13 protein-coding genes are annotated in these 14,274 nt (G+C 42.4%); 6 read left to right on the top strand and 7 right to left on the bottom strand.

Going from position 1 to position 14,274, the window contains the following annotated elements; genetic code table 11:
• Positions 1–316 precede the first annotated feature (316 nt).
• Complete coding sequence (locus V7K97_RS02080; protein ID WP_265274903.1) at positions 317–871, bottom strand: Dps family protein; 555 nt, start codon at positions 869–871, stop codon at positions 317–319.
• A gap of 420 nt (positions 872–1,291) precedes the next feature.
• Between V7K97_RS02080 and V7K97_RS02075 the strand changes: the two genes are divergently transcribed.
• Positions 1,292–1,537 carry an Asr1405/Asl0597 family protein gene (locus V7K97_RS02075; RefSeq protein ID WP_334799044.1) on the top strand — a complete coding sequence of 82 codons (246 nt, stop codon included), beginning with the start codon at positions 1,292–1,294 and terminating at the stop codon, positions 1,535–1,537.
• A gap of 67 nt (positions 1,538–1,604) precedes the next feature.
• Positions 1,605–2,282, top strand: coding sequence for a (2Fe-2S) ferredoxin domain-containing protein (locus V7K97_RS02070; RefSeq protein WP_334799043.1), 678 nt, complete (start codon positions 1,605–1,607; stop codon positions 2,280–2,282).
• Positions 2,283–2,703: 421 nt separating this feature from the next.
• On the opposite strand, the gene V7K97_RS02065 is transcribed toward V7K97_RS02070, so the two are convergent.
• Positions 2,704–4,209, bottom strand: a complete 1,506-nt coding sequence (locus V7K97_RS02065; protein WP_334799042.1) for a sensor histidine kinase — start codon at positions 4,207–4,209, stop codon at positions 2,704–2,706.
• A gap of 5 nt (positions 4,210–4,214) precedes the next feature.
• Between V7K97_RS02065 and V7K97_RS02060 the strand changes: the two genes are divergently transcribed.
• Positions 4,215–4,451 carry a hypothetical protein gene (locus V7K97_RS02060; RefSeq protein WP_334799041.1) on the top strand — a complete coding sequence of 79 codons (237 nt, stop codon included), beginning with the start codon at positions 4,215–4,217 and terminating at the stop codon, positions 4,449–4,451.
• 625 nt (positions 4,452–5,076) lie between these two features.
• Here V7K97_RS02060 and V7K97_RS02055 read toward each other — a convergent pair.
• The gene (locus V7K97_RS02055) at positions 5,077–6,009 is read right to left on the bottom strand and encodes a serine hydrolase (RefSeq protein ID WP_334799040.1); all 933 of its coding nucleotides are present in this window, start codon (positions 6,007–6,009) and stop codon (positions 5,077–5,079) included.
• Positions 6,010–6,018: 9 nt separating this feature from the next.
• Here V7K97_RS02055 and V7K97_RS02050 point away from each other — a divergent pair, with 9 nt between their 5' ends.
• The 3 genes from V7K97_RS02050 to V7K97_RS02040 all read left to right on the top strand — a co-directional run bounded on the left by V7K97_RS02050 (position 6,019) and on the right by V7K97_RS02040 (position 9,808).
• Positions 6,019–6,747, top strand: a complete 729-nt coding sequence (locus V7K97_RS02050; protein WP_334799039.1) for a C40 family peptidase — start codon at positions 6,019–6,021, stop codon at positions 6,745–6,747.
• Between the two features lie 14 nt (positions 6,748–6,761).
• Entirely contained in the window at positions 6,762–7,784 is a 1,023-nt protein-coding gene (locus tag V7K97_RS02045) for a glycosyltransferase family 2 protein (protein WP_334799038.1), read from the top strand.
• Positions 7,785–8,350: 566 nt separating this feature from the next.
• The gene (locus tag V7K97_RS02040) at positions 8,351–9,808 is read left to right on the top strand and encodes an APC family permease (RefSeq protein WP_334799037.1); all 1,458 of its coding nucleotides are present in this window, start codon (positions 8,351–8,353) and stop codon (positions 9,806–9,808) included.
• Positions 9,809–10,002: 194 nt separating this feature from the next.
• Here V7K97_RS02040 and V7K97_RS02035 read toward each other — a convergent pair whose 3' ends face one another.
• The 4 genes from V7K97_RS02035 to V7K97_RS02020 form a co-directional block, all read right to left on the bottom strand.
• On the bottom strand, positions 10,003–10,509 hold the full coding sequence (locus V7K97_RS02035; RefSeq protein ID WP_334799036.1) for a hypothetical protein: 507 nt from the start codon (positions 10,507–10,509) through the stop codon (positions 10,003–10,005).
• Positions 10,510–10,595: 86 nt separating this feature from the next.
• On the bottom strand, positions 10,596–12,125 hold the full coding sequence (locus V7K97_RS02030; RefSeq protein WP_334799035.1) for a bifunctional aminoglycoside phosphotransferase/ATP-binding protein: 1,530 nt from the start codon (positions 12,123–12,125) through the stop codon (positions 10,596–10,598).
• Between the two features lie 82 nt (positions 12,126–12,207).
• Positions 12,208–12,807 carry a 50S ribosomal protein L25/general stress protein Ctc gene (locus tag V7K97_RS02025; RefSeq protein ID WP_334799034.1) on the bottom strand — a complete coding sequence of 200 codons (600 nt, stop codon included), beginning with the start codon at positions 12,805–12,807 and terminating at the stop codon, positions 12,208–12,210.
• Positions 12,808–12,876: 69 nt separating this feature from the next.
• On the bottom strand, positions 12,877–14,220 hold the full coding sequence (locus V7K97_RS02020; RefSeq protein ID WP_334799033.1) for an adenylosuccinate synthase: 1,344 nt from the start codon (positions 14,218–14,220) through the stop codon (positions 12,877–12,879).
• Between the last annotated feature and the right edge of the window lie 54 nt (positions 14,221–14,274).

The raw sequence follows: 14,274 nt of genomic DNA, 5'->3' as shown, positions 1-14,274 counted from the left end.
TTTTGATGTTAAAATTTCTAAAACTTTTGCGAATATTTATTATTTAATTTGATAAAATATTACAATAGATGATAATTTATCTTTGCATATATTTTCTGCTTATTCAGCACATATAAATTACTTAGATAATTTTTATCTAAGCTAGCTAATTGCTAAAGATTTTTAATATTAAGTATTAGAAAAATATTTTTGCTTATATAAAAAATGGCAGAGAGATGGGTATGTCATTCTCTGCCATTTTTTATAATTTTTTAAGAGTTAGTGCTGCTAACTTTTTCTTTCAGTCTAGGTAGACAAATCTAGATTTATGAGAGTTTTAGCTCTGAGCGGCTTGGACAAACCCTAATGTTAAGCTGTCTTTGGCGAGGAAGTGAGACAAATGATAAGCACGTTCCTCAGTTTTCAACAAAATCTTTTCATACAGATAGCGTGTGCCTCGATCGCCTAAACTCTCTGCCTGAGCAGCTTGGCGGCGAATTACACCAATAATCGCTTGTTCTGCTGCTAGGTCATTTTCTACCATTTGGCGAGAGGAATATACGCCTTCAGATTCTTGTTCAAAACAGGTTAATTCTGCCAATTTGCTGAAAGTTGCTACTGGCACACCACCCAGTCCATCCAACCGTTCTCCAATTTCATGTACATGGTCTTGTACTTGGTCGTAGCTTTCGTTAAAAAACTCATGTAGAGAATAAAATTCTGAGCCTTCAACTACAAAATGATGCTTTTGGTACTGCAAGTACAGTGCTTGGAAACTAGCTAATACAACGTTAAATCCTTCTGTAACTGGAGCAGTGACGCTGTGATCTAGCAACACAGGATTGTCATATACATGACCAAAATTCCGTAACAAAGTTTGCGTTTCAGACATTGTATTTCTCTCTTTTTAGTAATTACAGTTTTTAACTGCTTAATCCTTACATATTAACATTTTAATTATAATAGCAAGCCAATTCGCCATGACAAGATTTTGTGTTTTTGCTTACTAAAACTCTCAAGTTTATTGCTTGCTGCATCATGGTATGGTGATCAACTTGCATATATTTATCATTATTATTGACATACAGACTTAGATGTGCATAATTTGCGAGGGAGTGGGGAGATGAGGGAGGAGTAAATATCTCCTTCATAGGATGGCTGCAAAAATTTTATTTTTTTTCCAAAATTAATGAGAATTATTTGCACTTAATGTATACTGCTTTTAAGAGGCTAAACTCCTAAGACTTTCAAAAAGCCGGGAGTTAAATCTCGGTAGTTACTGCAAGTCTGTTGCACTTTGAGGGCAATTCTCTTGAAATCGTTTAGTTCAGAAATAGAAATAAACCACCTTGTAGAGGTGAATTGGGCAGATCGCTGGCAAGTCTATCAACGCCTAAAGGAGTTAGACATTCCCTGTAGTTGCGCGGCTAACCAGCAATTAAAAGTTGAAATTGAGAATCCTACTGCTGGTGTTCAACTTTGGAGTGTGATACGGCGATTTGCAGCCTCTCGTCAAGACCAAATTTGGACTCTTGAGCGCTGCTGGCACACTCGCTAGCAACAGTTATAATCTGCTGAAAATATCTCACTTGATAGCTTGTACTAGTTGGAAATAGGTTAAGAAAATGAGTAGATCCCAGGCTACAGAAGTATCAGAATTTTGCCTTGAAGGTAGGTTTATAGATTTTGTTATTAAAGATGGCTATAAGCTGAAAGGCTTACTGCTAGGGACTCATGAGGGTGAGTCCTACATTAAACTAGCTAAACATTTGCGGGCTGCTTTTGACTTGCGGTTAGCACCAGGGACTTGGCTGCAAGTTGTTGGTTACAAAAAATATGATTTGAAGGATGGTACAGTCACTCTGAAAGCTGAACGTGTAATGGCGGCGCGTTATGACATGGGAAAAGTTGAAACGATCGCACCACTACAAGAATCGTCATCTACCGATCGTGCCAAGGTAAAATCAGCAAAGACTAAAGCGACAATCTTAGTATGTCAAAAATCTGATTGTATGAAACGCGGTGGTAACGCAGTTTGTCAGGCGTTGGAGGCGGCTTTAAGCGATCGCGGTTTAGAAGACCAAGTTACAATCAAGGGCACTGGTTGTATGAAAAATTGTAAAGCTGGGCCTAACTTAGTTATGCCAGATAAAACCCGCCATAGCCGAATTCAAGCGGCACAAATCCCGGCGTTGATGGATAAGCATTTTGGCGACAAGAGTTTGTCAGCGCCGCCTGATAATTTAAGGGAAGTGGCAACATCTAATGGGAAACTTTGGGGAAGTCCCTTAATGAAATCTTGACATTTTAATGATAAAGATTAATAATATCTTTTCAAGTGTGTTCCATTAATATTCGGCAGTAAGCTTTGTTAAAAGTTTGCAATAGAATCAAAAAACTGGTCTTAACTAAGACCAGTTTTTTGAGTGAATAGGGTTTCTATTGAGCAATTTTTAACGGGGATGCTCTGATAACTTGGAAAGATTCAAGGGAATGTGGTTGATTGGTGAGTACGTAGACGCAGAGAGGCTTGTCATTAGACATCGCTTACAGTGGAAGCGTCAATCATCAATGACTTAAAAACAAATGCCACATACCCCTCAGTGGATATACATCGTTTTTTTTCCATTTTCCACAATAGTCATGATTCTTTTATTCCGTCATGACTGATGGGGGTAGAGCATTGCGATCGCTTGTATTTGACGTAAAGAATAACCTACCAAATTAAGACTCAAGAGTTATTGGTAAAGTGACAGTAAAGGTGGTGCCGATGCCTTGGGTACTTTCAACTTGAACATGACCCTGATGATGTTCGACAATAGCTTGAGCGATCGCTAATCCCAACCCTGAACCAGTGGCGCTGGCTGTAGCCGTATTCCCAGTCCGATGAGTACGTGCCGGATCTACCCGATAAAACCGATCAAACAAGCGTGGTAATGCTTCTGCCGGAATTCCAACTCCAGTATCACTCACTTTAACTTGCAACTGGGCACTGGTATGACGTAGCCCAGAAACCCGATTTATTCCCTCTATCCGCGCCAACTCCACTTTCACCCGTCCACCTGCTGGAGTGTAATGTAAGGCGTTAGCAATTAAATTTGTGAACAGCCGCACTAATTGATCCCAATTGCCTACAAGAGTAAACCAATTTTCCAGTAATTCGGGGCTAGTTTCAGAAGCGGGAGGATCAACTAAGTGTAGAGAAAGTGCAATTTCTTTTTCAGGGACTAACAATTGTTGTTCTTCAACCACCTCCATCACCAAAGCATCTAGTGGACAAGGTGAAAAAGTATCTTTACTAATACCACTATCCTGGCGTGCTAGGAAGAGTAAGTCATTGACTAACTTACCCAAACGCTGCGTTAACCGTTCCACCACCTTTAACTGTTGCCGATACTGCAAAGAAGTAGTCGCTTCTCCCTCTGCTAAATCCAAGTCAGCAAGAGCAACTTGCACATTGGTTTGAATCAAAGTAATGGGACTTCTAAGTTCATGGGAAGCATCAGCAGTGAATTGCTTGAGGCGTTGGTAAGACTCACCTACAGGTTCCATCGCTTTACCCGAAAGAAACCAACCACTTGCACCTACAGAAAGCACCATTAACCCAATACCTAGTGCCAAATCAAAAATTAACTTGCGACTGGGTTTAGTGACTTCAAACCAGGGATGACTAACACGCAGATATCCTAATACCTGCCGTCCCACTTCCACCCGTTGGGTAACTTGTCGCAATAACAGTGGGGAAGGTGGGGCCCCCTCTGGGGATAAGGGGTAATGGGGAGTTAGGAGTTTTGAATTTTGAATTTTGAATTTTGAATTTCCACTCTCTCCCCTGACTACGCGCACAGTTTCACCAGTGCGGTTGGCACGAATGGGAATATTTAGGGGTTCGGATAGCGTAGACCAAAGTAATTTACCAGTCGGGCTAAACCATTCTAGGTCGATGTGGTCATCTTCTACGGTGTCAGTATTGTCACTAAAACTGGCTTCTACATTAATGCGAAATTTATCTGCATCAGCATTAATTGGTTCCAATATGAGCGTAGATGCACAGCGAGTGGTTGTAAGACAACGCTCTACTATTTCCACTACATGATTAAGGGTATCATCAATCCGCTCAACCAGTGTACCACGGACGTATAAATAAACCCCACTGGCAAACAGTAGTAGTAATACAGCAGTGACAGTAGTGTACCAAATCGCCAGACGGCGGCGAGTAGCCTGAAACATATTTTTTGACGTTTTCCACAGAATTATTTAAGCCAAATGAGAATGAAAATTATATAGATACAGACCTAAATCTAAGCTTTTCTGGAAACAATCAGATTATTAATAAATTTACTTATGCTAAATTTCCAAAAGCTGACCAATTTTACTGGGTTCTCGATCGCAATAGAATAGTAGTTGAAACTAAAGGTTCTCAAGTCGGTATACTATCTCAAGGAAGACAAACTATAGCGGTTCTCAGTTGAGTGCAATACAGACCTAACCCCCAGCCCCAACCCCCAGCCCCAACCCTTGTAGCGTTGGGGAGTAAGATTCAAAGCCTCTCTCCTTTTAGGAGAGAGGAATGGAAGTGAGGTCAAACTGTATTGCATCCAAGTGAGAACCGCTACAATACTTATATAGGATTCCTATTTGATTTTTGAACAAAATTAGGTACTGTAGGGTGCGTTAGGATGAAATCCGTAACGCACTATTCGTAAGGATTTAGCGCGTTACGCTGTCGCTAACACACCCTACGTATCTTTTTGAAAATCAAATAGTAGTCCTATATCACCCAAAATGTTACTTCACAGCAGGCATTTTGGGGATTACAAACTCTGTTCGCCATCCTCATAATCGCAGCTTGATTCAATATGACATCAAGAAAGAAATTTCGGTTTTTCCTTAGCTTTTTACCCCTCTCCAAACCTCTCCCCCACGTGGGGAGAGGCTTTGAAAACCAGTTTTAGTTTTTCTCTCTTGGATGAAACCACCCTGCCCTTAAAAAGGCTTAATCGGGGGGATCTAAAAGCACTTAAAATCACGGACAACTACTTTACAAACAACCTCTAAGGACACAAAAGAAAAGTATTCTGGCGATGTAGGAGTAGATTATAGAGTAGCGATCGCTTCGGCAACGAGCTGAGAAACAAAGGGCAAAATAGCCCGACTCTTAGCTTGCGCTTTACCTTCAGTAAATACCACTAAGAGGTAAGGGCGCTGTTCTGGTAACTCAATATACGCAACATCATGGCGAACTTGACTTGTCCAACCTGCTTTTGACCAAATTTGAGCATTTGGAGTCAGTCCACCACCTAAGAAACCTGTTACCTGATTTTCCTCGCCGTCAGTGGACAAATTATCGAGAGGACGTTTGAGCAAAGCCATCATTGCTTGCGATCGCCCACTCGAAACCGCCACTCCACCTACAATACTATGCAGTAACCTCGCGATCGCATTTGTTGTCACCATATTGCGATTTTCTAGTAACTCTCCCACAAATGCCCGTTCCCGTCCATAAGGGCCATCACCCCAAGTTTTTTGACAGACGTTAATCGTCTCTAATTCTTCCCAACCCAAAGATTGGTAATAGCGGTTAATAATATTACGCTGATATTTCCAGGTTTCAAATGGCCCAGTTGGTAACTCTGGTCCCGATGTGGTGCCACTCAAAATATCTACAATCAAGCTGGTAGCATCATTGCTAGAATCTACAATCATATCCCGCAAGGCTCGCTCCAACTCTTTGGAGGTTTGGCTCATACCTTTTTCTAGCCATTCATTTACCGCCACCAGGTAAAATAGCTTGACTACACTGGCGGGATAAATCCGCTCAACACCGCGATAAGTAAAACCACGAACTGGATGCTCCCAAAAAGCGTTAGGAGTCAGCGCACCACCAGTATTTACTAGCACTGGTGGATCGTAAACAACCCAAGTCAGGGCGATTTGATTCCGGGCTAAGGTCGGAAACGCTGCCCAAGTTGCATCTAAAATGCCATTACCAAGATTTTCCAGTTGTTCGTCTTTATTAAAAAAAATCATTCTCCAATAATGTCCTTTAATCTAAAATCCCAAATCGTTCAACTGAGCGAAGCCGAAGTCCCAAGTCCAAAATCAGGCGAGTATCAATGTTTAGCTAACCTGAATTTATATGATTCTCCTGAATGTGTACGTTTAGCAACTCAAGCCGCATCTGGGCGACATTTATGGGTAACATCAAATCATCAAAATTCAACGGTTGAGGTGTATTTATGTGAAGATGACTATCCAGGATGGGTATCCCTTTCAGATTTTGATTCATTACAACCTGCTACTGTACCTTATCAGGCTGCAACATTTTCTGAATCTGAAATTAAAAAACTCTTAGCAGAGATCATCGCCTTTACCCAAAAAGCGATGCAACAATCAAATTATTATCTTTGGGGTGGTACGGTTGGGCCAAATTATGACTGTTCTGGGTTGATACAGGCGGCCTTTGCTTCGGTGGGTATTTGGCTACCTAGAGATGCCTATCAACAGGAAGGATTCACCCAAGCAATTACTATTGCAGAATTAGCACCTGGGGATCTGGTATTTTTTGGAACTAGCGAAAAAGCAACCCATGTCGGACTTTATTTAGCCGATGGTTATTATATCCATAGTTCTGGGAAAGATCAGGGACGGGATGGGATTGGGATTGATATTCTCTCGGAACAGGGAGATACGGTTAGTCAGTCTTACTATCAGCAGCTGCGAGGTGCTGGTAGAGTTTTTAAGAGTTACGAACCACAGAGACGCTGAGGACGCACAGGCTTATGAGGAGTGGGAAAGTTTATCAAGGGGTGATTGGGGAAAATGGGGCGATTTCAGCAATTGTCCCAGATGTTTCGGTGGTGGTGCCGATACATGACGAAGTGGAAAGTTTGCCGCTTTTACTAGAAGCGATCGCATCTACTTTATCTTCTAGTCAGATAAATTATGAAATCATTTGTGTGGATGATGGTTCTACAGATGGTTCTGGGGATTTTCTTAAAGAACAGGCACAAATCCGCACTGATTTAAAGGCGGTGATTTTGCGTCGCAACTACGGACAAACTGCGGCGATGGCTGCGGGGTTTCATTATGCAGTGGGTAAAGCGATCGTCACTTTAGATGCTGATCTCCAAAATGATCCGGCTGATATCCCCATGTTATTAGCAAAGCTGGATGAAGGTTACGATTTAGTGAGTGGTTGGCGGCAAAAACGCCAAGATGGTGCTGTAAATCGGTTACTTCCTTCTAAAATTGCTAATTGGCTAATTCGACATACCACTAGCGTGAATATTCATGACTATGGTTGTTCCCTGAAAGCCTATCGTGCAGAACTGTTGGCAGATATGAACCTCTACGGGGAATTACACCGATTTTTACCTGCTTTGGCCTACATCGAAGGAGCTAGAATTACCGAAATACCTGTGCGTCATCACGCCCGGCGTTTTGGTCGTAGTAAATATGGGATTTGGCGGACATTTCGGGTGTTAATGGATTTGTTAACCATTCTATTCATGAAAAGATTCCTCACCCGCCCGATGCACGTTTTTGGGCTGTTGGGCTTAATTTCAATGATTTCGGGGACAGCGATCGGAATTTACTTGACTTTCGTCAAATTGGCTTTCGGTGAGATGATTGGCAATCGTCCTTTGCTGATTTTAGCAGTTCTCCTGCTAGTAACGGGAGTGCAATTGTTTTGCTTCGGTCTTTTGGCCGAATTGCTCATGCGTACATACCATGAATCCCAAGGACGGCCTATATATCGCGTGCGAGAGGTGGTAGCAAAAAGAACCGATGCACTTTTTTAATCCTTTTCAAATTTCGTTTTCAGCCTCTGGCTGGAAATGCTGCTCATTGCGGCTCTGCCGCAAGTCTTGAGGCGGTACCCCTCATTATGTATTCCCAGTCAGAGACTGGGAACGAGATAATCTCTAAAAGCTTTTTCTAGATTGGATTATACCTGAAATTGACACTAATGGCAACATGAGCGCCCTGATTATGCAACTTGAATGCCGATTAGTTTATCTAACTTGAATCAGGTGATCTAAGCTAACAAGGAATTAATAAAATCTATTTATCTGTTTAATAATTAAGAATATTTGCTCTTATTACTGAGATTTCATAAAGTTAAATCAGCAAGTTAAACCAGCAAGTTAAACCAGCATTTTGTAGTCAGTACCTGTTCAACGCGCTGTGCAACTTTTACTCTAACCGAACCCCCAGCCCACTTCCCTACTATGGAAGGGGGAAAATTCAAAGCCTCTCTTCCAAAAGGAGAGAAGTCAGAATATTAAGTTGCAGCGCTATCCAAGTTAGTTGCAGGCTTTAGCCCCATGCCTAGCGAATTCAACTATATAGTCAGGAGAGATGGTATATGACTCAAGAAATCGAGCTAAAAATCAATCAGAGCGCTCACGGCTTAAAAAAAGAATGTCTTTCATACGGGGAAGTGTTTGCACAATCAATAGCAGTAATTGCACCCACAACAACACCCGCAGCTAATTTAGGTTTAATCTTCGCCAGTTCAGGTAACGGAACTTGGCTGAGTTTCTTATTAGGGATGATTGGGCTGTTGTTTGTTGCTGTTAACATTAACCAATTTGCGCGGCGTTCAGCTTCTCCAGGTTCGCTATACTCCTATATTGTCAAAGGTTTAGGTTCTACAGCAGGTGTTATGTCTGCCTGGGGTCTGATTCTGGGTTATTTATTTACCGGGATGTCAACATTATCTGGATTTGCAATTTTTGGCGAATCTTTGCTGGGTCATATTGGCATACACACCCATACTTTAACATTGTTCGCACTGGGGACGGGTCTGGCTTGGTATGTGGGTTATAAAGACATTCAGCTATCAGCAAAGATGATGTTGGTACTTGAAGGCATCTCTGTGGTTTCAATTTTGTTGTTAGGGATGATTGTTTGGGCACACAAGGGCTTTGCAATTGATCTGTCCCAACTGAGCCTCAAAGGAGCTACCCCAGGTGGGATCTCACTAGGAATTGTCCTGGTTGTGTTTGGGTTTTCGGGTTTTGAAAGTGCCACGTCTTTAGGAGATGAAGCTAAAAAACCACTGAAAAATATTCCAAAATCTTTGATCCAAAGCACGATGTGGTCTGGTGTATTTTTCATGTTCATGGCCTATGTGGAAGTGCTGGGCTTCAGTGGTAGCTCTGTAGATTTGGGCAAAACTGAGGAGCCACTTACATTTTTGGCAAATCAAGCAGGTGTAGGCTTATTGGGAACGTTAATTAGTATTGGTGCATTATTGAGCTTCTTCGCTTGTACTCTTGCTTGTATCAATCCGGCAGCCAGGATCGTATTCATGATGGCACGGGATGGTTTATTTCATAATTCTTTGGGTAAAGCCCATGATTCTAACCTGACACCCCACACGGCAATTGCCCTGTGTTCCTTGATTACATTTATAGTCCCTAGTGCGTTGAATTTATTTAGCATCAAGCCTTTTGAAATTTTGGGTTACACCGGAACACTTTGCACGTATGGTTTTTTAGTCGTATATATTTTGGTTTCAATTGCTGCTCCAATTTACTTGTATCGCATCAAAAAACTTCGCTCAATAGATATCTTATTTTCAGTCTTAGGCGTAGTTTTTATGATGATTCCTGTTCTCGGTACTGTCGGAATTCCGGGTAGTACTCTATTTCCAGTGCCAGCAGCACCTTACAATACCTTCCCTTACTTGGTCTTACTGTATTTTGTTGCAGGGTTTGGATGGCTTGTCATTCAAAAACTGCGTTATCCCAAAATGGTGAAGAAAATGGAACACTCCATTGATGAGATTCACGCTCGATTCCAAGACGAAACCCTTTAATTTACGATCACCTTCGTTATTTTTTCAAGTTAGGCTACATTCCCATTAGCAGATAGGCTGGAAACCTTTAAAATAGCTCCTACTAGTCAATACCTTGTCCTAAAGGACACGCTACGCGAACGCCAATTTACGAGTATTGGCATAGAGCAAACCTAAGATTTTAGACCCTTGCCCAATGCCCAATCCCCAAATTACTACTTTTCCCAAAACCGGAAATTGAAACTACTTCCAGCACCGCGACGGTAACGCTGGGTAGTTCTTCTTGTTTGCCGTTTGTTGATCCTCTCATTTGTTGGTTCAACTTCACCTTCTTCAGACTCTTCAACTTGCAACTGAGTTCTAGTTTCTTCCTTGCTTCCCCACCAAGCAGTAATCCAGCCTCCAGCTAAAGCGCCTATTCCACCTAGCAAGATACTCATGGGTGCTGGATATCCCAAATATACAAAACCAAGCATGAAAAATAACCAGTATTTCAATCCTGTATCGACACCATCAGAGGAGGCGACAGTTGGAGGCTGGGGACTATTACTGGTTGCATTTGTGATCCAGCTTAAGATGAAACCCCCCATAATACCTAAGAAGATGCTCAGAGGTAGTGCGGAGCCGGTCATTTTTAATATAAAAGCTAAAAATGCCCCAAATAACAGCTGAGAAAAGAAACTGGGAGAAATACTGAAAAAATCGTTCTTTTTGTCTGCCATATAATCAAAAAAGACTATTAACTAATTATTAATTCGTAATTAGTAATTTTCAATTCAATTACGAATTAATAATTAATAATTATGAATTATTTTAATTGTGACTGTTGTGGTTGAGTTGTATCCAAAATCTTTACGTAAGATTGTTCTTCTTCAGTGAAAGGTTCAGCTTGTTTGATTTGCGAGACTAATAAATCGGCAGTGGCATCAGCAATATCACCAGTGCGTTTGTTCAGACGCTCTTTGAGAACTTCTAGCGGTGCTGTGCATTGGAAAATCTGAAGGGGAAGTTGGTGCTTTGTAGCTTGGGCGATCGCTTCTTGCCGTAACTGCTGTTTATCATACTTGGCATCCAAAATTACACAAAAACCTTGTTTAGCCAGTATAATCCCCAATTCCAACAACCGTGTGTAAGTTTTCTGGGTCATTTCAGGTGTATACAAATCATCGCCACCCTTTTCCCACAAGGGAATTCCCCCTAAATGTTTCCGCACCGCATCCGAACGCAGGTGAATCGCTCCCTGTTGACGGGCTAAATACTTTGCTGTGGTACTTTTACCAGAACCCGACAACCCCGACATCAAAATTAGTTGTCCCAGCTTTGGTTTAGTGTACTCCCAAGCCTGTTTGTAATAGTCAGCAGCAGTTTTTGTCGCCTCTTCCTTTACCGTCGCGGGTACACTCCCATCGTCGAGCAAAAATGATGTCACCTTTGCCCGGACATAAGCCTGACGACTTAAATACAAGGGCAATACCTGTAAGCCTTCCCAGTCTCCAGTTTGCTCTATATAGGCATTCAAAAACGCATTACCCAAATCTTGGCGCTGACGAGCTGACAAATCCATCACCGTGAACGCCACATCGTACATCACATCGACAAAACGAAATGGCTCATTAAACTCAATGCAATCGAATAGCAAGATTTTATCGTGCCACAGAGCAATATTTTTCAGGTGTAAATCTCCGTGACATTCACGAATATAATCGTTGTGAATTCTGCTAGCAAATAATTCTGGACGTTCTGCAAAAAAGTTATCTGTATATTGCTTTGTTTCTGTAAATTGCGCCTGAGTTTGGGGACCACCAATATACTTCTCAGTTTGCTCATAATTCTCATCAAAGGCAGCCCGGACTTTTGGCACTTCACCAAAAGTGCGAATGTAATCGTTCGTCTGTGCGTCGGCATGGTATTGAGCCACCACCCGTCCCAACTCTTCTAGGTGTGTCTCATTTAACTTACCTTCTTCAAAGAGTGTACTTAATAGCGACTCTTGAGGAAACTGGCGCATCTTCAGCACATATTCTACAGCCTCGCCCGTTCCCCCTAACTGGTATTGCTCCCCTACCAAAGTTATGGGCAAAACTTCTAAATACAGTTCACCAGCACCCCGTTGATTTAACCGCAACTCTTCGTGACAAAAATGCTGCCGCTTCTCTAAGGTGGAAAAGTCCAAAAAGCCAAAATTCACAGGTTTTTTCAGCTTATAGGCATAATCTCCAGTTAACAGCACATAAGAAATATGGGTTTGAATTAGTTGAATAGGTTCTGTTACCGCATGGGGATAAAATCCAGGCTGCAACATTTGCTGAACTAAAACTGGAAGAGTCGCTTCTGTCATCTCTGGCCTCTGCGGTTCAAATACAAAAAAACCAGGAGTTTCCCCCTGGTATCATCAAAAATTATTACACAGTTTATCTAGCTTAAGAAGCTGTTTCAGTTTCTGTGCCAGCATCAGCAGCACTAATTTGTGGTTGCAAAACGCTCACAACAAGTCGCTCTAATTCAGCTAGAGGTGTTACACCTTCCGGAAAGGGGATATCACTAATACTCAAGCTGTCTCCGATTTTCAGGTTAGAGACATCGATTTCTATTACATCTGGGATATTTTCTGGCGCACAACTCACTTGCAATTCAGAGATTACGGTGTCTAACACACCACCATCTTGTTTAACACCAATAGCAGTTCCCACAAAACGCAACCGAACTCCTACGGTAGTGTCGCCGTGGCCGGCAACTGCGAAAAAGCTGAGGTGGTAAGGTGTACCTTTTGCTGGATGGATCTGAAGTTCCCGCAGTAAGGCTTTACCGCGCCAAGGTACATCAGTAACGTTTAAATCAATCAAGGTGTTGTTGACTGAAGCTCTTTTGAGCAAGCGCTCAACAACTTTGGCATTAATGGTTAAAGAAATGGATTCTGTACCCTTATGACCATACAAATTGGCGGGTATCAGTCCAGAACGGCGCAAAGCTCTTGGCTTGCTGCCTTCTGGACGTTTTTGAGATTCGACTGTAATAGCCATATAAGTTGTCCTTTGTCATTAGTCATTTGTCATTAGTCATTGGTCATTAGCAAATTACTAATGACTAATTTATGCACTTAGCAAGGTTGCAGGTGTGCCGTCAGGGTGCAATAGAGCGCGTTTGGGTCCGTGGATGGGGTCTTCTACAATTATGGTTTGATCGCGGCTGGCTCCGAGTGAGACGATCGCAATCGGGACTTCCATCAACCCGGCTAAGAATTTTACATAGTCCAGTGCTTGCTGTGGCAAGTCTTCTAGGGTGCGGCAGTCAGTTGTTGACACTTGCCATCCTGGTAAGGTTTTGTAGATGGGGCGACATCTAGCAAATTTACGGGAACTGGTAGGGAAGTGTTCGCTACGTTGGCCATCTATGTCATAAGCGACACAAACTTGGATTGACTCTAATTCATCGAGGACATCCAGTTTGGTGAGCGCCATACAATCCATGCCATTAATCCGCACGGCATAGCGACCGATAACGGCATCAAACCAGCCGCAGCGTCGTTTGCGTCCGGTGGTTGTGCCAAATTCGGCACCGCGATCGCACAATAATTCGCCCAACTCTCCATGCAATTCGGTGGGAAATGGTCCTTCTCCCACTCGTGTTGTATAGGCTTTTGAAACCCCAATAACCCGGTCAATCATTGTCGGGCCTACCCCTGTACCAACGCAAGCCCCCCCTGCCACGGGGTTAGAGGAGGTGACATAAGGATAAGTTCCATGATCTAGATCGAGGAGCGTACCTTGTGCGCCTTCAAACAAAATATTGCGCCGTCGCTGAATCGCATCGGATATTTTCAACGATGTATCAATAACGTAAGGCCGCAAGCGTTCTGCATAACCCAAATACTCCTTAATCACCTCTTGTGCATCTAGAGGCGGCAAGTTGTAAAGCTTTTCTAAAATGACGTTTTTATAATTAATCGTCCACTCCAACTGCTCACGTAGCCCATCCGGGTCCATCAAGTCTAAAACTCGAATGCCTGTACGTTCAGATTTGTCAGCATAAGTCGGCCCAATACCCCTACCTGTTGTGCCGATCTTATGGCTCCCCCGTCGTTCTTCCGATGCCTGATCAATCAACCGATGATAAGGCATGGTGACGTGGGCTGTCTCAGATATCAGCAGGTGGTCAGTGGAAATATTTAATTCTTTTAGTTGGTCGATTTCTGCAATCAAAATCTGTGGATCGATGACTGTCCCACAGCCGATAATGCAATCGGTATTTGGATACAAAATACCAGAGGGAATCAAGTGCAGTTTCAAGGTCTGACCTTTGACTACAATTGTGTGTCCAGCATTGACACCCCCTTGATAACGCACCACAACATCTGCGGAACGGCTGAGTAAGTCAGTTATTTTACCTTTTCCTTCATCGCCCCATTGGGCACCTATGACAATGACGTTAGCCAAGAGCTTATATTAAGAAGTAAAGTTTCCACAAACTATTATTATTGGCATAATATG

It is taken from the genome of Nostoc sp., assembly GCF_036917815.1.
Classification (GTDB): Bacteria; Cyanobacteriota; Cyanobacteriia; order Cyanobacteriales; family Nostocaceae; genus Nostoc.
The sequence above is the reverse complement of the archived record's forward strand: the minus strand, read 5'-3'. Positions and strand labels throughout refer to the sequence as shown.